This is a genomic window from Marinobacterium profundum, assembly GCF_001528745.1.
GTDB lineage: Bacteria > Pseudomonadota > Gammaproteobacteria > Pseudomonadales > Balneatricaceae > Marinobacterium_A > Marinobacterium_A profundum.
Genome location: NZ_BCNS01000124.1, coordinates 1 through 23,040, shown reverse-complemented (window position 1 = coordinate 23,040; position 23,040 = coordinate 1). Strand labels below are relative to the sequence as shown.

Genomic DNA, 23,040 nt, shown 5'->3' with positions numbered 1-23,040 from the left:
CCTCGCGGCAACAGCGACAGCCCGCGGCTCTGTACGCATCGACAAATATCTTTCACCAAGATCAGAGGCGATCATGCTTACACCTAAGCACGCGGCCCACACACCCCCGACAACTCAGGGGTTTCGTTCCCGCGAATTTCTGCAGACCCATATCCGCGAGATCATGGGCTTTTATCACCCAAAGTGCATCGATACGGATCTGGGTGGCTTTTACCAGGCGTTTCGTGACGACGGCCGTATTTACGATACCCAGAGCCGCCACCTGGTCAGCAGCACCCGCATGATCTTCAACTACGCCATGACCGCCATCGAGTTCGGTGAACCTGCATATCTGGATGCCGTGCGTCATGGCCTCAAGTTCCTGCGGGAAAAACACCTGAACCCGGCCACCGGCGGTTATCGCTGGATGCTGGATGGTGACACAACCGCAGACGACACCAATCACTGCTATGGCCTGGCCTTTGTACTGCTCGCTTATTCCAGCGCCCTTAAGGCCGGCATCACTGAGGCCGCCCCCTGGATAGAGGAGACCTACGCCCTGATGGAGCAGCACTTCTGGGATGCCGACTACGGACTCTATCGCGACGAGATCAGCGCCGACTGGAGCACCGTTGCGCCCTATCGCGGCCAGAATGCCAACATGCACAGCTGCGAAGCCATGATCGCTGCCTACGAGGCCACCTCAGACAAGAAGTACCTCAAGCGCGCCATGACCCTGGCGCAGAATATCTGCCAGCGTCAGTCCGCGCTGGCCAATGGCCTGATGTGGGAGCACTACGATGCCAGCTGGCAGGTCGACTGGAACTACAACAAGTCCGACCCCAAAAACCTCTACCGTCCCTGGGGCTTTCAGCCAGGTCACCTCACCGAGTGGACCAAGCTGCTACTGATGATCGAACGTCATCAGCCGGCGGACTGGCTGCTGCCCTGTGCCCAACGCCTGTTCGATGTAGCGCTGAACACCGCCTGGGATCAAGAACGCGGCGGCATCTATTACGGTTTCGCCCCCGATGGCAGCATCTGCGATGACGACAAGTACTTCTGGGTGCAGGCCGAATCCATGGCGGCCGCCGCCCTTCTGGCCGAACGCACCGGGGACGCAAAATACTGGGCTTGGTACGAACGCCTGTGGGACTACAGCTGGGAGCATATGATCGATCACCGTCACGGCGCCTGGTATCGTCTGCTGGATGCCGACAATCAGCGCTATGACGACATCAAGAGCCCGCCCGGTGGCAAGTGTGACTACCACAGCATGGGTGCCTGCCATGAAGTACTGCGCTGCAACACGCTGGAGATTTGAGCAAATTCGCTTTATTTTCCCTGCCTAAGCTTCATTGAGGGCTACGCCCGTCACAGCTTCTCGCGTATCTTAAGAGGCTGTCTGGCGGGTGTTTCAGCTTCGAAAAGGATGTAATCAATGCAGCAAAAGCTTCTGTACCGTATCAGCCCTATCCTGTTTGCGATTACCGCCTACGCTGCCAGTCTCAATCTATTCTTTGTATTACTGCCCATCCGCATGAGCGATCAGGGTGTCGCCACCTCGGACATAGGTGTGGCGATGAGTATGTATGCCGCCGGCGCCGTACTGGCGGGACTCTTCGCCTCCAGGGCTGTGCACCGGGTCGGGCATATCCGGGCTTTTGCCAGCATGGCCGCGACCCTGGCCATCATTGCCGTGGCCCACAGCTATCTCACCAACATCTGGCTCACCGGCCTGCTGCGCCTGCTGGCCGGTTTCAGCTTCGTGACCGGTTTTATTACCCTGGAAAGCTGGCTTAACGTGCTGAGCGACAGTACCAACCGCGGCAAAATTTTCAGTATCTACCAGATCTGTATCGCCCTGGGTTTTGGCAGCGCACCCTTCCTGCTGAACCTCTCGGTCGACAGCGATCCACGCCTGTTCGGCATCATCAGCATCTTCCTGTGCATCTCGCTGATTATCATGTCCATGAGCCGCATCCCGGTGCCCGAAGCGACCGAACGCGCCCGCGCCATGTCGCTGAAAAAGCTCTGGGCCTACTCCCCCTCCGGCACCCTGTCGAGCTTCTGCGCCGGCCTGATCAGCGCCGCCAGTGTGTCGCTCATCTCACTCTATGCCTATGAGCGCGGCTTTACCGGCGTCTGGCTATCCCTGATTCTGGGCTCCTATCAGCTCGGCGGCCTGCTGACCCAGTATCCCGCCGGCTGGCTCGCCGACCGCTACGACAAGCGCTCAGTCGCGGCGGGCTTGATGACCCTGGGTATTACCAGCAACCTGCTGATTGTATTTGATTACTTCGTTGGCCTGCCCACCGGACTGCTGGTAATGGTGTTCCTGGTATCCGGCGGTTCGGGCGTGGCCCTGTTCCCGCTGGCGGTGACTCAGGTGTTCGATCATATCGATCTTAAAGACGCCATGCCCGCCACCAGCACGCTGCAGATCATTTTGGGTGTAGGGGGTGTTATTGGCCCGATCACCGCGGGTTTTCTGATGAGCGCTTTCGAAAGCATCTGGCTGTACTACTACCTCATCGTTGTCCACGCCGCCGTGATCATCTTCCTGCTGGTACGAAAGTTCTTTATCCGCACCGAACGCCTGAGCGCCAGTGCGCCCTACCGCGTTACCACTCAACCTACGTCCCTGGGTTCATCCAAGCTGGATCCACGCGTTGACTACAGCATCGCCCAGATCGAAGAGCCGGCCCTCAAACTGCTGCTGGTGGCGCTGCGCCAGCAGCCCAGGGATCCGGCTGAACTGATCCGTGTCACCCTGGAAAGCGCTGACCTGCAGCCCAGCGATGTCGCCACCAAGATGGTGCTGACCCTGCCCAAACAGTCTGGCCACCTGATGCAACTGCTGGTCGAGCTCTACCCCGAACAGCGGCTGGAGATTACCCAATCACTGCACGAGCTGTTCGCACTGCACAAGGAGCGTATCAACAGTCTGATCGAGGAGGGTCTGGTCGCCGGCGCCAGCGCGGCAGAAGCCCAGGCGGTGCGCAGTATCATCGAAGGCCTGCGGGAACAGCCAAAAGAAGAGCCGTCGGCCGCTTGATACAGCTCGGCGCGGCCTGATTGAAACAGGAATATTAACCCGGCGGGTTAATACATGAAGCAGGGATGCTTCATCATTGGCCGCAGGCCAATGCGAACGCCAGAAAAACCAGCAAGTCCATGCACTTGCGCTAGTTTTTCTGGCGTGACGGACAAATAGGGAGGGAACCTATTTGTCCACCGGGTTAATAGTACTAAATGTGGCTCTCGCCATAACAACTCACGGCACCAGAACTCTGATACGCCGATGTAGCTGAGTTTGAAAAAGCGAGGGGCTTTACAGACTCGATATCGCAAAAAAAAACCCGGGGCCAAAAGCCTGGCCCCGGGTGGGTTCTCACCAAAGATTGTCGTTTAGAATTTGACCCAGCCAGACTGGTTATCCGCCGACTCTACACAGCATTCCAGCAAGCGCACGCCGTCGATACCGGCATCGATATCCGGATACCAGAGATCGGGCTGCGCTTCACCGCGACCAGCCGCATCCATGGCCGTACCGAAACGGTGGTAAAGGTTTGCCCAGGACTCAAAGAAGCCCTCGGCATGACCGCCACCAATACGATTGCAGCTCACCGCATTCGAGTCGTTGTGCAAATAACCCATGCCACGCTCCAGTATGCGCACAGGCTCGCCCTGCACTTCGTACCGCAGCTGGTTGGGCTGCTCGTCCCACCACTCAAGACTCGCCTTCTCGCCCACAATACGAATTTTCTGCTGGTGCATTGAGCCCGCATTAACCGCACTGGCCCACAGGGTACCTACAGCACCGCCTTCAAACTGCATCATGACATGAGCATTGTCTTCCAATGGTGCCCGCGTCTCGATAAAGCTTTGGCGATGACAGCACAGCTTATCTACCGCCAGGCCTGTAATCAGCTGGGCCGTATAGAAAATATGCGTACCCAGATCACCCAGCACATAGGTCGGGCCTGAGACTTCCGGATTCATGCGCCAGCGGGCGCCAGGGCTATGCTGTTCCACCGCCTCATTGTGAAAGCCGTGGGCAAACTGCATGTTAACCACCCGTACGGCACCTATATCACCGCGGCGTACCATTTCACGCGCCTGGTGCAGCATCTGGAAGCCGGAATAGCCATACATGACACCAAAGACAAGGTTACGCGCCTGCGCACACTGCTTCAGGTCTTCAGCTTCAGTCACGCTGAAGGTCACCGGCTTTTCACAGATAACGTGCAAGCCCGCCTCCAGCGCCGCACGGCTGATGGCATAGTGGCTGCAATTGGGGGTCGCGATTGAAACGGCCTGAATGCCGTCTTCACGCAGAGCCTCGGCGGCAAACATCTGGGTGTAATCCGCGTAGCAACGCTGCGGATCAACGCCCAGGCTGGTACCGAAATCCTGGCAGCGCTGAGGGTCAAGGTCAAAGGCGCCCGCCGTCAGCTTGAACAGGTTATCGCGCTGAGCCGCAGCACGGTGCGCATAGCCAATTTCACTGCCGCGTCCGCCGCCGACCATTGCCCAGCGAATGGGCTGGGAAAAACGTTTTTCTTCGTTAAACATGACTCAGAGCCCTCTCTTATATGCCTTGCCGCTGATATTTGCGACCCAAACCAAAATCACTTACAGCCTTAGCAGTGCGCTCATTGCGTGTCACTTCAGGCAAACCGACATCCCACCAGCAATCACAGGAGGACCACTTGGTGGAGTCAATGTCGAGCACGATCACGTAAGTCCGATCCGATTCTTTCGCCCGAGCATAGGCCGCATCGAAGTCCGCCATGCTGGCGACTTTTTCACTGCGGGCACCCTGTGCCTGCGCATGCATGACAAAGTCGACCCTGGCAACGTCCGGCACGGTGCGACGGCAATCTTTCAGCAGATTATTGAAGGACTCATTGCCGGTATTGTTCTGCAGCTTGTTGATAACCGCATAGCCCCCGTTGTCGCACACCACAACGATCAGCTTGTGGCCACTCAGCACCGAGCTGTAGATATCCGAGTTCATCATCATGTAGGAGCCATCCCCTACCAGCACAACGACGTCGCTGTCCGGGTTTGCCATCTTGGCACCCCAGCCACCCGCGATTTCGTAACCCATGCAGGAGAAGCCAAATTCGATATCGAACTTGCCCAGCTGCCTGGACTGCCAGTTCATATTGAGCTCTGCCGGCAATCCACCTGCGGCTGCAAGCACGGTATCGCCGGGCTCCTGCAGGCGGTTTACCGCCGCTATAACCTGGGCATAGGAGGCATCTGTTCCGGGTATGACTTCAGCCCGCTGCGCGCACAGCGCCTTCCACTTTTCCGCCTCGTCAAACGCACTTTGCGCCCAGGCATCATCCGCACGGAAGTCACCCAGCAGGTTATTCAGTCGAGTCATCCCGCTCCTGGCATCCGCAATCAGCGGCAGTGCAAAGTGCTTGGTGGCGTCAAACCGGGCAACGTTGAGCGATATGATTTTGAGATCCGGGTCACGGAAGACAGACCAGGAGCCGGTGGTAAAGTCCTGCAAGCGCGTACCGATTGCCAGTACCACGTCGGCATGGCCAGCCAGATAGTTGGCTGAGTTGGAACCCGTTACACCTATGGGGCCACCATTAAGACGATGGCTTTGCAGCAGCGTTGCGCGCCCTGCAATGGTTTCCACTACGGGAATATTGTGTGCTTCAGCCAGTTGCAAGAGCGCGTCACAGGCATCGGAATAATGTACTCCACCACCACTGATAATCAGTGGTCGGCGTGCCGACTGCAGAATTTTAACCGCAGCTTCAAGTTCGACCTGCTCAGCTTCAGGCCGGCGAATACGGTGTATGCGCTCAGCGAAAAACGCCTCTGGATAATCATAGGCCAGCCCCTGAATATCCTGCGGCAGGCCAATGAAAACCGGGCCACAGGTGGCAGGATCCAGCATGGTTTCGATCGCCTGGGGCAATGTCTGCAGCAGCTGCGCCGGGTGCACCACACGGTCCCAATAACGGGTCACGGCCTTGAAGGCGTCATTAACGGTCAGCGCCGGGTTATGAAAATGCTCCGTCTGCTGCAGCACCGGATCCGGCAAGCGGCTGACATGGGCATCACCTGCAAACATAAGCAGCGGCAAGCGGTTGGTATGGGCAATGCCGGCCGCCGTGAGCATATTGGTCGCCCCCGGGCCTATGGAGGCAGAGGCAATACCGATGCGCTGGCGCTTGTTTGCCTTGGCATAGGCAATCGCTGCCGTTGCCATGGACTGCTCGTTCTGGCCGCGCCAGGTGGGGATCGTATCCTCAATGTTTTTCAGCTGCTGCCCAAGGCAGGTCACATTGCCGTGACCAAAGATGGCAAATGAACAGCCGAACAGCGGAACCCGCTCTCCCTGCACTTCAATTTTCTGCGCCGACAGGTAGCGCGCAAGCGCTTCGGCCAAGGTCAAACGTACGGTTTCCATAGAGGCTCACCTATTATTATTACGATATGCACCTGTGGCTAGGTACTGCAGACGGCAGTCGTCAGCACCAGCCCCTCTTGGATCGAACTATCAATGAGCCTTACTGTTTTTGCAAACGTTTTCGTTGTTTTTTGATCAAAAACCCTGAATACACCAAAAAAGTGGTTTTAATAGCCACCAAACACTATTTAATGGTTGCAATGATGATAACGTTTTCATATAAAGGTTGCAGACTTAACGACCAACCCGCTCACAGGAATAATAATCATGCAGCTTCGCCTGTCTAACGCCCCCTGCTCCTGGGGTATCGAGTTCGCTGACAATCCGAGCAATCCGAAGTGGAGCCTGGTGCTCGACGAGATTGCCCAGGCCGGCTATAAAGCGACTGAGCTTGGACCACTGAATTACTTCCCTACCGATGTGCAGCAGCTCAAGGCGGAACTGGCTCAGCGTGACCTGCAGCTCATCGCAGGCACCATATTCAAGCACCTGCACGATCCGTCACGTCGACAGGAAATCCTTGATTACACCCATGCCACCTGCAAGGTCCTGCAGCCCCAGAACGCCAAGTACATGGTTGTTATCGACCACGTCTCTTCACCGCGTACTGACCAGGCCGGCCAGATTCTGACCGCAGACCGCCTGCCGCCAGAACAGTGGAAGGGCATGATGCAAACCATCAATGAACTCTCGCGCATTTGCCAGGACGAGTACGGCATCATTCCCGTACTGCATCCGCACGCAGGCACCTACATCGAATACCGCGACGAAATCGATCGCGCCATGAATGACCTGGACGAGAGCATCGTCAAGCTGTGCATCGATTCAGGCCACTGCACATACGCCGGCATCAATCCTTCAGAACTGATCCGCACCTACGCCGATCGCGTCAAGTACCTGCATTTCAAGGACATCAACGGCAAGGTTCTGGAGCAGGTTGTCGCCCAGGGGACTGATTTCTACAAGGCCATTGGTCAGGGCGTTTTTTGCCCACTCGGCCAGGGTTCTGTCGATTTCCAGCAACTGCGCCAGACACTGATCGACCTCGCCTTTGATGGCTGGGTGACCGTAGAACAGGACGTGGATCCCGCTGCGCTGAACAACAGTTCACTGGAAAATGCACGCCAAAGCCTGTCCTTTATCCAGGATGCAGTCCTGCGCGGCTAAGCACCAGGCACATAACACCAGACCTGGCGAACGGCAACGGACAGCCTGTTCGCCCCTCAAAGCGTAAAACCAGGAAATTAAAGTAAGGCCTGGGCGATCAGCGCCCAACAAGATCAATAAATATAAACAAAACCGTCCATCAGGACGGAACCCCGGAGAAAGTCATGATCAACGCAAAAAAAATAATGAAGCACACCCTTCTGGCGACCCTGATCGGCACCTCTTCAATGGCCATGGCGGCCGAACAACTCAAAATCGGCGTTGCCATTTCGGTATTTGACGATAACTTTCTCACCGCACTGCGTACCGGCATGCAAAGCTACGCTGACGACGTCAACGTAGAGCTTCAGGTTGAAGATGCCAAAGCCGAAGTGGGCAACCAGCTCAATCAGATTCAGAACTTTATCGCTTCGGGCGTAGACGCCATCATCGTCAACCCGGTGGACACCGACGCCACCATTTCCATGAGCGATGACGCCGCCGCAGCGGGCATTCCCCTGGTGTATGTAAACCGCCAGCCAATCAACGTTGATTCACTGCCCGACAATCAGGCTTTCGTTGCCTCCAACGAAGTCGACTCCGGTACCCTGCAAACCAAGGAAGTCTGCCGCCTGCTGGGTGGCAAGGGCAAAGTCGTGGTCATGATGGGCGAGCTGTCCAACCAGGCGGCCATTCAGCGCACCAAGGACATTCACGATGTTATCGCCACACCGGAATGCTCAGGCCTGGAAGTGGTTGCCGAACAGACCGCCAAATGGTCCCGCACCGAAGGTAGCGACCTGATGACCAACTGGATCTCGGCGGGTATCGAATTTGACGCTGTTATCGCCAACAACGATGAAATGGCCATAGGCGCCGTACAGGCACTCAAGGCCACAGGCCGCGCCATGGATTCAGTCGTGATTGCCGGCATTGATGCCACTCCCGACGCACTGGCCGCCATCAGGGCAGGCGAAATCGACGTGACTGTATTCCAGGATGCTGCCGGACAGGGCAAAGGCGCTGTCGATGCTGCCATCCAACTGGTCGCCGGCAAAAAGATTGAGCAGAAGGTATGGGTTCCTTTTGAGCTGGTGACCCCCGCCAACTTTGAAAAGTACATGCGCTAACAGACTCCACTACCCTTAGGGACTGTTGACGCTGGCGGCCAGATTCTGTCGCCAGCGTCAACAGTCCCTCACGCTCAATAAAACAGGAGGGGTTGCGTTATGGTTAACGCATCACAGGTGGAAGCGGTGCCGTCAAAGGGCGCAATTCCTCAGGCCAAACCGTATGAATACGTGCTTGAAATCGTCAATGCACGCAAGGAATTCCCAGGTGTAGTCGCGCTGGATAACGTCTCGCTGCGCGTACGCCCGGGCACTGTACACGCTCTGATGGGCGAGAACGGTGCCGGCAAATCGACGCTAATGAAGATCATTGCCGGTATCTACCACCCCGACGCCGGCGAGATCCGGCTGCGCGGTGAAGCCGTACACCTGGCCACGCCCCTGGCGGCACAGGAAGCCGGTATCGCCATGATTCATCAGGAGCTGTTGCTGATGAATTCCATGACGGTGGCGGAGAATATCTGGATTCGTCGCGAACCGCGTAACGCCTTCGGGCTGGTGAACCACGCCCAGATGCGCCAGATGACCACCGAGCTGTTTGACCGGCTCAACATTACTCTGGATCCGGACGCCGAGGTGAGCGAACTCTCGGTGGCCAACCGCCAGATGGTAGAGATTGCCAAGGCGGTATCCTTCAACTCAGATGTACTGATTATGGACGAGCCCACCTCCGCCATTACCGAGAAGGAAGTGGCGCACCTGTTCGAGATCATCCGGGGTCTGCGCGAACAGGGCATCGGTATCGTTTATATCACCCACAAGATGAATGAGCTGTTTGAGATTGCCGACGAATTCTCGGTGTTCCGCGATGGCCATTACATCGCCACCCACCCCTCTGCGGATGTGACCCGCGACGACATCATTCAGATGATGGTCGGCCGCGAAATCACCCAGATGTTCCCCAAGGAAGAGGTGAAGCTGGGCGATGTGGTGCTGTCGGTGAAGAACCTGACCCTTGATGGCGTCTTCCAGGATGTCTCCTTCGATGTGCGCGCCGGCGAAATCCTCGGCTTTGCAGGTCTGGTGGGCTCGGGCCGTTCTAACGTGGCGGAAACCCTGTTTGGGGTGACACCGGCCAGCTCCGGCAGCATCGAGATCAATGGCAAGACAGTGTCGATCAAGACCTCCCATGATGCCATCAAACTGGGCATGGCCTTCCTGACCGAGGATCGCAAGGAGACCGGCTGCTTCCTGCCGCTGGATATCCAGGAAAACGCCCAGATGGCCGTTATCCACGATGACTTTGTGAAATATGGTTTCGTGCAGGAGGCCAAACTTGAAAAGGTCTGCCTGGAAATCAGCCAGAAGTTGCGTGTAAAAACGCCGAACATGCACGAGTGCATCGAAAACCTGTCCGGCGGTAACCAGCAGAAAGTGCTGATCGGTCGCTGGCTGCTGACCAACCCCAAAATTCTGATTCTCGATGAACCCACCCGCGGCATCGATGTCGGCGCCAAGGCTGAGATTCACAGCCTGATCACCCAGTTGGCCCATAACGGTGTGGCGGTGATCATGATTTCATCCGAAATGCCCGAAGTACTGGGCATGAGTGACCGCGTTGTGGTCATGCACGAGGGCCACTGTACCGGCATTCTGGATCGTGCAGATGCCAATCAGGTCGCCGTCATGGATCTGGCTTCACAATAATAATGGGAATATGAGAGGTCAATTATGACAACCCACACTGCAACAACGCCTAATGCCACGCTGGAGGCACCCTCCAAAAGGCGCCTGCCCCAGGAAGTCAGTATTCTGCTGGTTCTGTTCGGCATCGCCGCCTTCTTCGAAGTCCTCGGCTGGTTCCTCGTCGGCCAGAGTTTTCTGGGCAACATCAGTCGCCTGCAGATCATCATTCTGCAGGTCTCCGTCATCGGCATCATTGCCGTCGGCGTGACCCAGGTCATCATTACTGGCGGTATCGATCTGTCGTCCGGCTCCGTCGTCGCCATGAGCGCCATGGTGGCGGCCACCTTCGCCCAGGATGCCAATTGGCCGAAAATCATTCACCCGGCACTGGTGGATCTGCCCTGGTTCATCCCGCTGATGGTTGGCCTGGCCGTGGGTGCAGCCGCCGGCTTTGTTAACGGCTGGCTGATCACCAAAACCAAAATCCCGCCCTTTATTGCCACCCTGGGCATGATGGTCTCGGCCCGCGGTATCGCGCGCTGGTACACCGATGGCAGCCCGGTTTCCGGCTTCACCGAAAGCTTCGCCATGCTGGGTAACGGCATGGGTCGCTGGGCCCCGGTGGTTATCTTCCTGGTCGTCGCCGCCGTGTTCCATATCGTTATGCGCTACACCCGCTTTGGCAAGTTCACCTACGCCATAGGTGCCAACCCCCAGGCGGCGCGCGTATCCGGTATCAACATCGAATCCCACCTGATCAAGGTCTACATGATTGCAGGCCTGCTGGCAGGCCTGGCCGCCATGGTCGCCATCGCCCGCATCAAGACCGCCCAGGCGGGCATGGGCATGATGTACGAGCTGGATGCGATTGCCGCGGCTGTTATCGGCGGTGTATCCCTGACTGGTGGACGCGGTCGCATCACCGGCACCGTGATCGGCGCCCTGATCCTTGGCGTAATGCTGTCGGGCTTCACCTTCCTGCGGGTCGATGCCTACTATCAGGACATCATCAAGGGCGCGATTATTATTGTCGCCGTGGTCGTAGACATGCATCGCCAGAACAAGCGCAGCAAGAAAACCTGACGCATCCAGGAGATTGCCGGTAAAAGCGCACTGCTGGCGCCGGCATAAAATCTGCGCAGAGATACAATATCAACAACGTCTCTGTGCGATTGCTGTATACCAATCCAGCGCCCGCGCCAGTATAGTAAATCAGCAAATTCAGAATGCGGCTTTACTGCGAGAATCAGCACTGGCGCAGCTGCACAGCCCAAACTCTTCAGGAATTTTTTTTGAGCAGCCCAATCAAGCCCTCACAAAAACTCAGCCCATACCCGGATAACATCACCATTACCGAGGTCGCGGCTGAAGCACAGGTCTCTATATCCGCGGTATCCAGGGCTTTTAACCCCACTGGCAGCTGCGCGCCCAAAACCAGGGCCAAGGTCTTCGCCGCGGCGGAAAAGCTGGGCTACAAACCGAATCGCCTGGCCCGCGGGCTCAAATCGAATTCCAGTCTCATCGGCATTTTGATGACGGACTTCGAAAACCCCGCCTACCTGTCTATCCTCAGCGATTTGACCTCCGCCATTCAGGCACACAACTGCCACAGCCTGCTGATCAACGTCGGGCCGCAAAAAAGTGTCACCGAAGCGGTGGAGCTGATCATGGAATATCACGTCGATGGGCTTATCGTGACCTCCTCCTCCCTGCCGGATGAACTGATCAGCGCCTGTCAGCGCAGAAACACACCCGTGGTCATTTTCGGTCATCACTCCCGCAATGCACCGGCAACCATAGTGTCCTGCGACAACGTGGCGGGCGGGCGCATGGCGGCGGACATACTGCTCGATGCGGGCTATACAAGGCCGGCGTTTGTCGGCGCCACCACCAGCGTCTCGACCACTACCGACCGGCAGCGGGGATTCATTACCCGGCTGATTGAGCGCGGCTGTACCGAGTGGACGACCACCGAAGGCAACCGGCACAGCTATGACTCTGGCTACGAGGCGACCTGCAAACTGTTCGCCTCCACCGACAAACCCGACTCAATTTTTTATCTCGATGACATCATGGCCTGTGGCGGCATGGATGCCATCCGTTACGAATTCGGGCTCAAAGTACCTGAAGATGTCGGCGTCATTGGCGTCGATGATATTCGCCTTGCCGCCAGCCGGGCTTACGATTTGACCACTATTCGCCAGCCATTCACTGACATGGTCAACACCGCTGTCACCGCATTGTTCGAACAGATCAAGGATACCTCCATTGAGCCGAAAAACTTCACTCTGCCCTGCACCCTGGTAACACGGGGCTCGACCCGGGCTATTCCCACCCAAGCCGAATAGCGCAAGGCGCGCCTGCCTCCAGCGCTGCGTCACTCTTCAGCCGGGCTTGCTCGCCGGCCACCTGCACCAGAGTCCATCAGCCACTGCTCATCCCTGCGCGCAGAGACCGCTCCTCACCCGCTCACCCAGATCCAGTGCCGAATTGCTGCACCCACCCCAGAAAGAGAAAACGTTTTCAACCAAATCGAGTAAATCTCGTACAAAGACCCTTATGGGGCATATTTTCTGTTGCATTTATGAAAAGGTTTTCATTTAATAGCAACAGGCACATTGAGGTATCGCGACTCGATCCGGCAGGCGTTTGGTCTGACCCGCACGACAAGCAGCGCTACCCAGCCCACCCAACAAGATCGATTCATAACAATGATCGACTTATAACAACAAAGGATGGAGATTCCCGAATGCTTAATATTGCCTTATTCGGTGCAGGGCGCATCGGCAGAATGCACGCCGCCAACATTGCCGCCCATCCGCACGCCAGCCTGGCCTATGTATTTGATGTCAACACCCCAGTCGCCCAGGACGTTGCCTCCCAGTATGGCGCAACCGCTATTGAAGCCGTTGAACAGGCCCTGGCTGACCCCAAGGTCCAGGCCATTCTGATAGCCACGCCCACTGACACCCACGTTGATCTCATCATTCGCGCAGCCAAGGCCGGCAAAGCCATTCTGTGCGAAAAGCCGATTGATCTGGATATCACCAAGGTCGACCGCTGCCTGGATGAAATAAAAGATTGCGACGTGCCGATTCAAATGGGCTTTAACCGTCGTTTCGACCCCAGCCACAAGGCTGTTGAACGCGCGGTTCAAAGCGGTGAGATGGGCCAGCTTGAAAGCCTGGTCATCACCAGCAGGGACCCTGGCCTGCCGCCAGCGGAATACCTTAAACATTCGGGCGGTCTGTTCCGAGACATGATGATCCATGACTTCGACATGGCGCGTTACATCATGAACGATACGCCTGTGTCGATCAGCGTCATGGCCGGCGTCCTGGTCGATAAGGAACTGAGCACATTCGGCGATGTGGATACAGCCATGGCCATCATCCAGTTTGCCTCAGGCGCACTGTGCCACATCAACTGCTCGCGCCGCGCGGTCTATGGCTATGACCAGCGTATCGAGGCCTTTGGCTCGGCCGGCATGATTCTATCCAATAACCAGACTCCGACCTCGGTCACACGCCATACCGCAACCGCAACCGATGCCCGTGAGCCGCTGCAGGACTTTTTTATCACCCGCTACCACGACTCCTACAGACTGCAGCTCGATGCCTTTATCGCCGCCGTGATTGAAGGCAAACCGGTGTCACCGTCGTTCCAGGATGGCAAGCTTGCCCTGCTTATGGCCAATGCGGCCCAGCAGTCCCTGGAAACAGGACAAATCGTCAAACTGTAACGCCAGCCACAGCAGTGCGAACCCGAACAGACAGGGTCGCGCAACTGAGGCAAAGCCCAGGCGTGCTGACCCCTATTCATTTGAACGCTGCGGCCTCAAACGCCACAGGAGAAACCTAGATGACCAGCAACCCAGTCATGAAGAAACTCGGACGCCGCCTGCGCCTGGGTGTTATTGGCGGCGGCCCAGGCTCCTTTATCGGCAGCGTACATCGCGGCGCAGCCGTACTTGAAGAAATGTATGAAGTGGTCGCCGGTGTGCTGTCATCCGACCCTGAGCGTTCCCTGTCGGCAGCCAAAGAGCTGGGTATTTCTCGCGCCTACAGCAGCGCTGAGGAAATGTTCGCGGCAGAAGCGGATCGCGCCGACGGTATGGACCTCGTCGCCATCATGACGCCGAACAACAGCCACTACAGACTCTCCTGCCTGGCGCTTGAAGCCGGTTTTCACGTTATGTGTGAAAAACCCCTGACCAACGATCTGGACGAAGCCCAGGATCTGGTCAATCGGGTTCAAGCCTCGGATCGCCAGTTCTGCGTTGCCTACGGCTATACGGGTTACCCCATGGTACGGCAGGCTCGCGCCATGGTTGAGGCCGGTGAACTGGGCGAGATTCGCATGGTTCAGTGTGAATATGTTCAGGGCCACCTCGCCGAGCTGACCGAGTCCGAACAGCGGGGACAGAACTGGCACATGGACCCGACCATCGCCGGCCCCTCTCTCATCCTGGGTGATATTGCGACCCACTCCTACCACCTGGCGTCCTATGTCAGCGGCATGGAGCCCGCGCAGATCAATGCGGATGTGACCACGGTTGTGCCAGGGCGCGAAGCCCATGATTACGCCGGCATTCAGCTGCGCTACGCCAACAACGCCCGCGGCATGCTGTGGATAACACAGGCGGCAGCCGGTGCCACCCACGGCCTTTACCTGCGCATATTCGGCAGCAAGGGTGGGCTCGAATGGCATCAGGAACAGCCCAATGAGCTTATCTATCGCCGCCTGGATGCGCCTGTGGCCACCTTTACCAAGGGTGGACCGGGTCTGAGCGAGGCGGCGAATCGTGTCACGCGCATAGCCATCGGCCATCCGGAAGGCTATCGCGAAGCCTTTGCCAATCTGTACTCCGATCTCGCCGAAGCCATAGTCGCCACCGAGACCGGCTGCGCACCTGAGCCTCTGTCGCTCTGGTACCCCAATGTGCAGGACGGCGCCAGCGGCGTGCGCTTTGTACAGGCGGCCCTGCGCTCCAGCGAAAATGGCGGTAGCTGGGAGCCCTGCGGCCCGGACCTGCAAACCGGTACAACTGTGACAGATCACCGATAAACAAGGTAAAGCCATGACTAATACACATAAAAAAAAGCCGGAAGATCTGCGCAGCAACCGCTGGTTTGCTCCTGACGACCTGCGCTCCTTTGGCCACCGTTCCCGCGCCAAGCAAATGGGGTACTGGAGCGAGGAATTTGTCGGGCGTCCGATTATCGGTATCGTCAATACCTGGAACGACCTCAATACCTGCCACTCGCATTTCCCCGAGCGCATCAAGGACATCAAGCGCGGCATCACCGCGGCCGGCGGCTTTCCCGTTGAGCTTCCCGCGCTGTCGCTCGGCGAGCAGCTGATGAAACCCAGCGCCATGATGTACCGAAACCTGCTTGCCATGGAGGTCGAGGAAACCCTGCGCAGCTATCCCATAGACGGCGCCGTGGTCATGGGCGGCTGTGACAAGACAACGCCCGGCGTGCTGATGGGCGCCTCTTCGATGAACCTGCCGACAATCTATGTCCCGGCCGGGCCCATGCTGCGTGGCAACTGGCGTGGCAAAACCCTGGGCAGCGGTACCGATGTCTGGAAATATTGGGATGAGCGCCGCATCGGCAATGTCAGCGATGAAACCTGGTCCGGCATTGAAGACGGTATTGCCCGCTCCCCCGGTACCTGCATGACCATGGGAACCGCCGCCACCCTGATGTCCATCGCCGAGGCTCTGGGCATGTGTCTGCCAGGAGCCTCCTGTATTCCGGCCGTCGACTCGAACCACAACCGCATGTGCTACGCCAGCGGCGCCCGGGCCGTGGAGATGGTATGGGAAGACCTTAAGCCCACCGACATCCTGACCGCCGAGGCATTTGATAACGCCATTGCCGTCGATATGGCCATTGGTGGCTCAACCAACGCCATCATCCACCTGATTGCACTGGCCAAGCGTGTCGGCGTTCCGCTGGATCTGGAGCACTTCGATCGCATCGCCGCCGGTGTTCCGCTGCTGGCATGCATCCAGCCTTCCGGCGAGTATCTGATGGAAGATTTCTACTATGCTGGCGGTCTGCCTGCCCTGATGGCACAGCTGAAATCACGCTTGCACCTGAACGTCATGACCGTGAATGGCAGCACCCTGAATGACAATATCAAGGATGCCGAAGTCTGGCGCCCGGAAGTTATTCGCTCGCTGGATAACCCTGTGCAGGAAGCCGGTGGCACTGCGGTGCTGCGCGGCACCCTGGCCCCCGGCGGCGCCATCATCAAGCCGACTGCGGCTGATCCACGGCTGTTAAAGCACAGCGGCCCGGCGCTGGTGTTTGAAAGCATCGCCGAGCTTAAGGCCCATATTGATGACGACGATCTCGATGTAACCGCCGATACCGTGCTGGTGATGAAAAACGGCGGCCCCGTCGGCGGCCCCGGCATGCCCGAATGGGGCATGCTGCCGATACCGAAAAAACTGCTAGAACAGGGTGTGCGCGACATGGTGCGTATCTCTGATTCACGCATGAGCGGCACCAGCTATGGCGCCTGCATTTTGCATGTATCACCCGAAGCCGCAGTGGGTGGACCCCTGGCGCTGGTACAGACCGGCGACATTATTGAAGTCGATGTGAGCGAGCGCCGCCTCGATCTGATGGTGGATCCTGCGGAGCTGGAGCGCCGGCGCAGTGCCTGGAAAGCGCCGACCCCACGCCATACCCATGGCTACGCCTCGCTTTACCGTGCCCATGTCACTCAGGCGGATCAGGGCTGTGATTTCGACTTTATGAAGGGTGCCCCCGGCTCGACGCCGGAGCCGGATATCTACTGAGGAATCAGCCATGAGCGCTATCACCTGCGTACTGGATGCCAAGGCACAGCTGGGGGAATCTCCGGTCTGGTGTGCCCAGTCACAAACCCTGTATTGGGCGGACTTGCTGGCGCCCGCCATTCACAGTTTTACGCCGGCCAGTGGCGCTTGCCGTCACTGGCCGATGCCGGAAACCCTGGGGTCCTTCGGCCTCTGTGAACAGGGTGGCGCAGTGGTGGCGCTGCGCTCCGGGCTCTATCACTTTGACTTTGAAGGTCAGACACTGCGCCTGATCAATGTGCCTGCGGGAGAGCCCAATGCCCAGACCCGCTTCAACGATGGCAAGGTATCGCCGGACGGGCGCTTCTTTGTTGGCACCATGGATGAGCAGCAAAAAAGCCGCCCCATTGGCGCGCTCTATCGGCTGGATCCCGATGGCAGCAGCCGCAAGGTGCTGGATGAACTGATCGTTTCCAATGGACTGGCATGGAGCCCAGACGGCCGAACCCTCTATCACGCTGACACCCGCACGCACACAATTTGGGCCTGGGACTATAACCTGCTGGATGGCTGCCTCAGCCACAAGCGGGAACTGGTGCGAACCGACAGCGCCGTACATGGCATGCCCGATGGCGGCGCGACCGATATGGAGGGCTATTACTGGAGCGCCGGGGTCTTTGCCGGGGTACTGAATCGCTGGTCCCCTGATGGCAGGCTCGACCGGCAGGTGGCCGTTCCTTGCCCGACCCCGACCATGCCCTGCTTCGGCGGGCCGGACATGAAAACCCTCTATCTCACCTCGTTAAGCACCGGTCTGCAGCCACAGACGCTGCAAGACTATCCACAGGCGGGGGGCGTCTTCGCCCTGGAGGTCGATGTGCCAGGCGTTCCCATCGCAAAATTCGGTGGCGGCTAGTGTGCTGTTGCATTCTTGGTGGTGCTTTAGAACGCGATCATTTTTTCGCCAGACAAGGCGTGAGGCGGAGTCATAGTGGGGTTATGGCGACAACGCACAACACAGGATGGCGGAAAAAGGGGCCGTTATAAGCTTCATATAGGGTGCAACAGTACACTAATCCACCAAAAGGAGAGGTTTCATGCGTGCAAACCAACTCAGAACCATCTGGCAGTCCGGTGGCTGCGTCATCAACAGCTGGCTGTCATTGCCCAGCAGTTTTGCCGCTGAAACCATGGCGCATCAGGGCTGGGACAGTCTGACCATCGATATGCAGCACGGCGTTATCGACTACCAGAGCGCCCTGCAGATGCTCACGGCCATATCGACCACCCAGACGGTACCCATTGTGCGTGTGCCCTGGCTGGATCCGGGCTTCCTGATGAAAACCCTCGATGCCGGTGCCTATGCCGTTATCTGCCCGATGATCAACAACCGGGCCGATGCCGAACTACTGGTTAGTGCGACTAGTTATCCGCCCCAGGGCACGCGCAGTTACGGACCTATCCGGGCCTTTCTCTATGGCGGTGCCGACTACCCTGCACAGGCCAACGACACCATAGTGCGCTTCGCGATGATCGAAACCCGGGAGGCGCTGGAAAACCTGGACGATATTCTGTCTGTCGAGGGCCTGGATGCGGTTTATATAGGCCCGGCAGACCTGTCCAGCGCCCTGGGCTACAAACCACAATTTGATCCGACAGAGCCCGCCGTGGTAGATGCCATCGATCATATCCTGGCACGCGCCAAGGCCCATGGTTTGATCGCCGGTATCCACAACGGTACGCCCGAATACGCGCAACAGATGATCGACAAGGGATTCCAGTTTGTCACCATCGGATCCGATGTGCGCATGCTGGCGTCGGGCTCCAAGCAGATCCTCAAACACTTTAATCCGGCGGGCAACGACGCCCCTGCCGTTTATTAACCGCCGCAGCACGCGCAGCCAATCGTTTCTGACGTGCAGCCCGATAGACAAGATCGATCCGGAGACCCGATATGAGCACTGAATACAGCCGCTATCCCAGCCTGAAAGACCGGACTGTCTTTATCACCGGCGGTGCCACAGGCATAGGCGCGTCCATGGTGGAGCATTTTGTCGCCCAGGGATCCAAAGTCTGCTTTGTCGATATCGATCAGGCGGCCGCGAAGGAACTCTGTACTAGGCTTGCCGGCACGGGCAGCTGGGATCCGCTGTTTATCGCCTGCGATCTTACTGACATAGCCGCACTGCAACAGGCAATCGCGACGGCCAGTGAAACCCTGGGCCCTATTCGCGTGCTGGTCAACAATGCCGCACGGGATACCCGCTACGCCTTCAAGGACATAGACGTTGCCGCCTGGGATGCCATGCAGGCGGTGAATTTGCGCCATGTATTCTTTGCCTGCCAGGCGGTTCACGACGACATGGCCGCCAGCGGCGGCGGCTCAATTATCAACTTCAGTTCACCAAGCTTTATGCGTCGCTCGGCCAACATATCCCCCTACGCCACCGCCAAGGCCGGCACTATAGGCCTGACCCGAACCCTTTCCCGCGACTTGGGGCATTCGAACATAAGGGTCAATACCGTGCTGCCAGGCTGGGTCATCACACCACGCCAGAAGGATCTCTGGTGGGATGCCAAACTCGAGCAGGAAGTACTGGCCAACCAAAGCCTGCATCAAAAACTCGAGGCTGATGATGTATCTCGCATGGTGCTTTTTCTCGCCGCCGACGACAGCAAAATGATCACCGCCCAGACCTATATTGTTGACGGTGGCCTCGTCTGAATACACAAATCCGGCACTGAACATACAAAGGGATTCTTTACAGCCTGCGGACCGGTCTTATACTTGAGCGACAGCATTGTCCCACTCACCATGAAAGGCTAGGTCATGCGCACCCTGTATCCCGACTTTCCACCCTACGCAGAACACCGTTTGCAGGTCGACGATATCCACAACCTCTATGTGGAAGAAAGCGGCAGCCCCCAGGGCATACCGGTGCTGTTCGTGCATGGTGGCCCGGGGGGCGGCAGCGGTGCGGCTCATCGGCGTTTCTTTGATCCCACCAAATATCGCATCATTCTGTTCGATCAGCGCGGTTGTGGCCGTTCCAAGCCCCACGCCTCCCTGGTGGACAACACCACCTCACACCTGGTGGCCGACATCGAGCGCATTCGCACACTGCTGGGCATAGATCGCTGGCTGCTGTTTGGCGGTTCCTGGGGTTCTACCCTGAGTCTGGTGTATGCCCAAACCCATCCGGAGCGGGTCTGCGGCCTGATACTGCGCGGCATTTTTCTGTGCCGCGATCAGGATCTGCAGTGGTTTTACCAGCGCGGTGCCAATGCCTTGTTCCCGGACTACTGGGCACAGTTCGAGCAGCCGATTCCGCCGGCAGAACGCGGCGATATGCTAAGCGCCTACCACCGTCGTCTGACCGCCGACAACGAAATTGGCCGCATGTCCGCCGCCAAGGCCTGGTCACTCTGGGAGGGTCGTTGCTCGACGCTGGACCCCAACAGCCAGGTTGTAGATCACTTTGCTGATTCACACGTCGCCCTGGCCATGGCCCGCATCGAGGCACATTACTTCGTCAACCAGGCGTTCCTCGAACCCAACCAGATTCTGCGGGATGCCCATATCATCCGCGACATTCCTACCGTCATTGTGCAGGGACGCTACGATGTCGTCTGCCCGCCGGAGCAGGCCCATGCCTTGCACCAGGCCCTGCCCCAGGCCGAATTGCACCTGGTGCGCGACGCCGGTCACTCGGCGTTCGAGCCTGGCATCATCAGCAACCTGGTGGAAGCCACGGACGACTTCGCTCTTAGCCCGGCCTGAAGTGCGAGGTGCGAGGTGCGAGGTGCGAGGTGCGAGGTGCGAGTATGAAGCCAGCCGGTCAGTTGTAACCGTGTTAGCATCAGCTTTTTTCGCATTGTTACGGAAAGTCAGCGATGAAAGCTTTGATACAGCGGGTCAGTCAGGCCCAGGTGATGGTGGGCGAGGAATGCACTGGGCGAATTGGCGCGGGCATGCTGGTACTGCTGGGTGTCGAGCGCAACGATGATCAGGCTGCGGCCGACAAGTTGCTGAGCAAGGTATTGGGGTATCGCATTTTCAGCGATGCGGAGGGCAAGATGAACCTCAATCTGCCTCAATCCGGGGGTGGCCTGCTGGTCGTATCCCAGTTCACTCTGGTGGCAGACACCCGCAAGGGGCTGCGCCCCGGTTTTTCATCAGGAGCCAGCCCTGAGCGTGGCGAGCAGCTATATGACTACTTCCTGCAGCAGGCCAGCGAGCGGCATCCCGACGTGGCCTGTGGGCGCTTTGGAGCTGATATGCAGGTATCACTGACCAACAATGGCCCCGTGACCTTTTTGCTGGAAAGTTAAGCCTGAGGCTTTAATCCGCCGTCGGCACCGAAGTGAGTGCCGCCAGGCCCGCTTCCTTGATATACAGCTTGCAGCCGGTCTTGCTGGCCGGGCTATGCTTGGCACCGGCCGGCAGGCGTAGCCAGTCGTGACGTTGATAGTCGCCCTGCTCGTCGTTAAAGCTGCCTTCGATCACCAGTATTTCAACGCCGCCTGGATAGACACGCGGTGCCAGCGAAATGCTCGGGCTCCAGCGCTCCAGTCGCATGGTTTCGGCATAATCTTTCTCCTGGTACAGCATCTTGAACTCCACGCCGGATTCCCTCGGCTGCCAGTCCCGCGCCTTGGTGGTGACCGAAAAATGGTGTCTGGGTCCTGCGTACTGACGCAACTTCACGAACAGCAGACAGCCCTCCTTCGATGAGGGCGCATGCTCATAGCCCTCAGGGCTGAGCAGATAGCTGCCCGCCGGCCAGTCGCCTTCCTGGTCGGTAAAGATGCCCTCCAGCACCAGGATTTCCTCCCCAGCGGGATGGGGATGCAGCGGAAATTTTGCACCCTCTGGATAACGTACCAGGGATGTCACCTCGCCACCCTCGGCCGTGCCCACCAGGTGCAGCCGCTTGCGCAGTACTTCGCCCCCCGGGCTTGGCTGCCAGGGTTCGTCGTCTGTGTGGATATGGACTCGCCGAGCCATATCACCATTGACTGCTATCATGTTCGCACCCTCATGTTATGAGCTCGTTGCCAAGGAGCCGCTTATGCATACAGTTACTCAGCGCAAGACCCCGGCACTGCTGTGGCTGCTGGTATTTGGCGCCGTGCTGCTCTGGTCGGCCATTGGGCCCAAGGATCGTCTGACCTGGTGGCTGGAGGTCATGCCGGCCCTGGTCGCCCTGGCCCTGCTCGCCGCCACACGGGATCGCTTCCCCCTCACGCCGCTGTGCTACGGCCTGATCCTGCTACATTGCATCATCCTGATGGTAGGGGGGCATTATACATACGCTGAGGTGCCGCTATTCGATCAGATTGCGCAATGGAGCGGCAGTTCACGCAACAACTACGACAAGGTCGGGCATTTCGCCCAGGGGTTTGTGCCGGCCATAGCTGCCCGGGAGGTATTGCTGCGCCTGAATGTCGTCAATGGCAACTACTGGCGCGCCTTTCTGGTTGTCTGTTTTTGCCTCGCATTCAGCGCCTTTTACGAGCTGATTGAATGGTGGGTCGCGCTGCTGAGCGCAGAGGCCGCCGAGTCTTTCCTGGGCACACAGGGGTACATCTGGGATACCCAGTCCGACATGCTCATGGCGCTGATCGGGGCCATTTGTGCCCTGGGGTTACTCAGCGGCCTGCATGACCGACAGTTGGCAAAGCTAGCCCCTCTCACCTAAGGCGGATGTTTTAGCGGGCCCTCTGCAACTCGACTCCCGATCGAGCTGTAGGGCAGGAAACACCGGCACCGCAAGTGATAGACCCTGCGAAACCGCACAAGGTGTCATGGACGGCCGGGTTAGTGTATTTGCGCCAAGAAGTAGAATTATAAAAGAAAACAGGATTTCGCTTGTTGTTTATGCAGCAATATCCCTGCTAGGAGGCTGCCCGAGAAT

Annotated in this window: 19 protein-coding genes; 16 read left to right on the top strand and 3 right to left on the bottom strand. The window is 58.0% G+C overall.

Features of this window, described 5'->3' with window-relative positions; translation table 11 throughout:
* Positions 1 to 73 precede the first annotated feature (73 nt).
* Positions 74 to 1,303, top strand: a complete 1,230-nt coding sequence (locus tag MPRO_RS13540) for an AGE family epimerase/isomerase (protein WP_067293423.1) — start codon at positions 74 to 76, stop codon at positions 1,301 to 1,303.
* A 117-nt stretch (positions 1,304 to 1,420) separates the two neighbouring features.
* Positions 1,421 to 3,037, top strand: coding sequence for an MFS transporter (locus MPRO_RS13535; RefSeq protein WP_067293420.1), 1,617 nt, complete (start codon positions 1,421 to 1,423; stop codon positions 3,035 to 3,037).
* A gap of 353 nt (positions 3,038 to 3,390) precedes the next feature.
* On the opposite strand, the gene MPRO_RS13530 is transcribed toward MPRO_RS13535, so the two are convergent.
* Both MPRO_RS13530 and iolD read right to left on the bottom strand, forming a co-directional pair.
* Positions 3,391 to 4,557: a Gfo/Idh/MocA family protein gene (locus MPRO_RS13530; protein ID WP_067293417.1), complete on the bottom strand. Its 1,167-nt coding sequence runs from the start codon at positions 4,555 to 4,557 to the stop codon at positions 3,391 to 3,393.
* A 16-nt stretch (positions 4,558 to 4,573) separates the two neighbouring features.
* The gene (gene iolD, locus MPRO_RS13525) at positions 4,574 to 6,424 is read right to left on the bottom strand and encodes a 3D-(3,5/4)-trihydroxycyclohexane-1,2-dione acylhydrolase (decyclizing) (protein WP_067293414.1); all 1,851 of its coding nucleotides are present in this window, start codon (positions 6,422 to 6,424) and stop codon (positions 4,574 to 4,576) included.
* Positions 6,425 to 6,691: 267 nt separating this feature from the next.
* Here iolD and MPRO_RS13520 point away from each other — a divergent pair, with 267 nt between their 5' ends.
* The 13 genes from MPRO_RS13520 to dtd all read left to right on the top strand — a co-directional run bounded on the left by MPRO_RS13520 (position 6,692) and on the right by dtd (position 21,454).
* The gene (locus MPRO_RS13520; protein ID WP_067293412.1) at positions 6,692 to 7,591 is read left to right on the top strand and encodes a sugar phosphate isomerase/epimerase family protein; all 900 of its coding nucleotides are present in this window, start codon (positions 6,692 to 6,694) and stop codon (positions 7,589 to 7,591) included.
* 164 nt (positions 7,592 to 7,755) lie between these two features.
* A complete protein-coding gene (locus MPRO_RS13515) occupies positions 7,756 to 8,700 on the top strand; it encodes a sugar ABC transporter substrate-binding protein (RefSeq protein ID WP_082708755.1) in 945 nt (314 codons plus the stop codon).
* A 99-nt stretch (positions 8,701 to 8,799) separates the two neighbouring features.
* Positions 8,800 to 10,347, top strand: coding sequence for a sugar ABC transporter ATP-binding protein (locus tag MPRO_RS13510; RefSeq protein ID WP_067293409.1), 1,548 nt, complete (start codon positions 8,800 to 8,802; stop codon positions 10,345 to 10,347).
* A 24-nt stretch (positions 10,348 to 10,371) separates the two neighbouring features.
* Positions 10,372 to 11,409, top strand: coding sequence for an ABC transporter permease (locus MPRO_RS13505; RefSeq protein WP_067293407.1), 1,038 nt, complete (start codon positions 10,372 to 10,374; stop codon positions 11,407 to 11,409).
* A 209-nt stretch (positions 11,410 to 11,618) separates the two neighbouring features.
* Complete coding sequence (locus tag MPRO_RS13500) at positions 11,619 to 12,674, top strand: LacI family DNA-binding transcriptional regulator (RefSeq protein ID WP_067293670.1); 1,056 nt, start codon at positions 11,619 to 11,621, stop codon at positions 12,672 to 12,674.
* A 401-nt stretch (positions 12,675 to 13,075) separates the two neighbouring features.
* Positions 13,076 to 14,068, top strand: a complete 993-nt coding sequence (gene iolG, locus MPRO_RS13495; protein ID WP_067293404.1) for an inositol 2-dehydrogenase — start codon at positions 13,076 to 13,078, stop codon at positions 14,066 to 14,068.
* A 119-nt stretch (positions 14,069 to 14,187) separates the two neighbouring features.
* A complete protein-coding gene (locus MPRO_RS13490) occupies positions 14,188 to 15,393 on the top strand; it encodes a Gfo/Idh/MocA family protein (protein WP_067293401.1) in 1,206 nt (401 codons plus the stop codon).
* Positions 15,394 to 15,406: 13 nt separating this feature from the next.
* Entirely contained in the window at positions 15,407 to 17,143 is a 1,737-nt protein-coding gene (araD, locus tag MPRO_RS13485) for an L-arabinonate dehydratase (protein ID WP_067293398.1), read from the top strand.
* A 10-nt stretch (positions 17,144 to 17,153) separates the two neighbouring features.
* Complete coding sequence (locus tag MPRO_RS13480; RefSeq protein WP_067293395.1) at positions 17,154 to 18,038, top strand: SMP-30/gluconolactonase/LRE family protein; 885 nt, start codon at positions 17,154 to 17,156, stop codon at positions 18,036 to 18,038.
* A 181-nt stretch (positions 18,039 to 18,219) separates the two neighbouring features.
* A complete protein-coding gene (locus MPRO_RS13475) occupies positions 18,220 to 19,005 on the top strand; it encodes an HpcH/HpaI aldolase family protein (protein ID WP_067293392.1) in 786 nt (261 codons plus the stop codon).
* Positions 19,006 to 19,076: 71 nt separating this feature from the next.
* Positions 19,077 to 19,847 carry an SDR family NAD(P)-dependent oxidoreductase gene (locus tag MPRO_RS13470; protein ID WP_067293390.1) on the top strand — a complete coding sequence of 257 codons (771 nt, stop codon included), beginning with the start codon at positions 19,077 to 19,079 and terminating at the stop codon, positions 19,845 to 19,847.
* Between the two features lie 105 nt (positions 19,848 to 19,952).
* Positions 19,953 to 20,903: a prolyl aminopeptidase gene (pip, locus tag MPRO_RS13465; protein WP_067293387.1), complete on the top strand. Its 951-nt coding sequence runs from the start codon at positions 19,953 to 19,955 to the stop codon at positions 20,901 to 20,903.
* Positions 20,904 to 21,016: 113 nt separating this feature from the next.
* Positions 21,017 to 21,454, top strand: coding sequence for a D-aminoacyl-tRNA deacylase (gene dtd, locus MPRO_RS13460; RefSeq protein WP_067293385.1), 438 nt, complete (start codon positions 21,017 to 21,019; stop codon positions 21,452 to 21,454).
* Positions 21,455 to 21,464: 10 nt separating this feature from the next.
* On the opposite strand, the gene MPRO_RS13455 is transcribed toward dtd, so the two are convergent.
* A complete protein-coding gene (locus MPRO_RS13455) occupies positions 21,465 to 22,151 on the bottom strand; it encodes a cupin domain-containing protein (protein WP_067293382.1) in 687 nt (228 codons plus the stop codon).
* Between the two features lie 43 nt (positions 22,152 to 22,194).
* On the opposite strand from MPRO_RS13455, the gene MPRO_RS13450 reads away from it, so the two are divergent.
* Positions 22,195 to 22,824 (top strand): DUF2238 domain-containing protein, encoded by a 630-nt coding sequence (locus MPRO_RS13450; RefSeq protein WP_067293379.1) that lies wholly within the window; start codon positions 22,195 to 22,197, stop codon positions 22,822 to 22,824.
* The last annotated feature ends 216 nt before the right edge of the window (positions 22,825 to 23,040 follow it).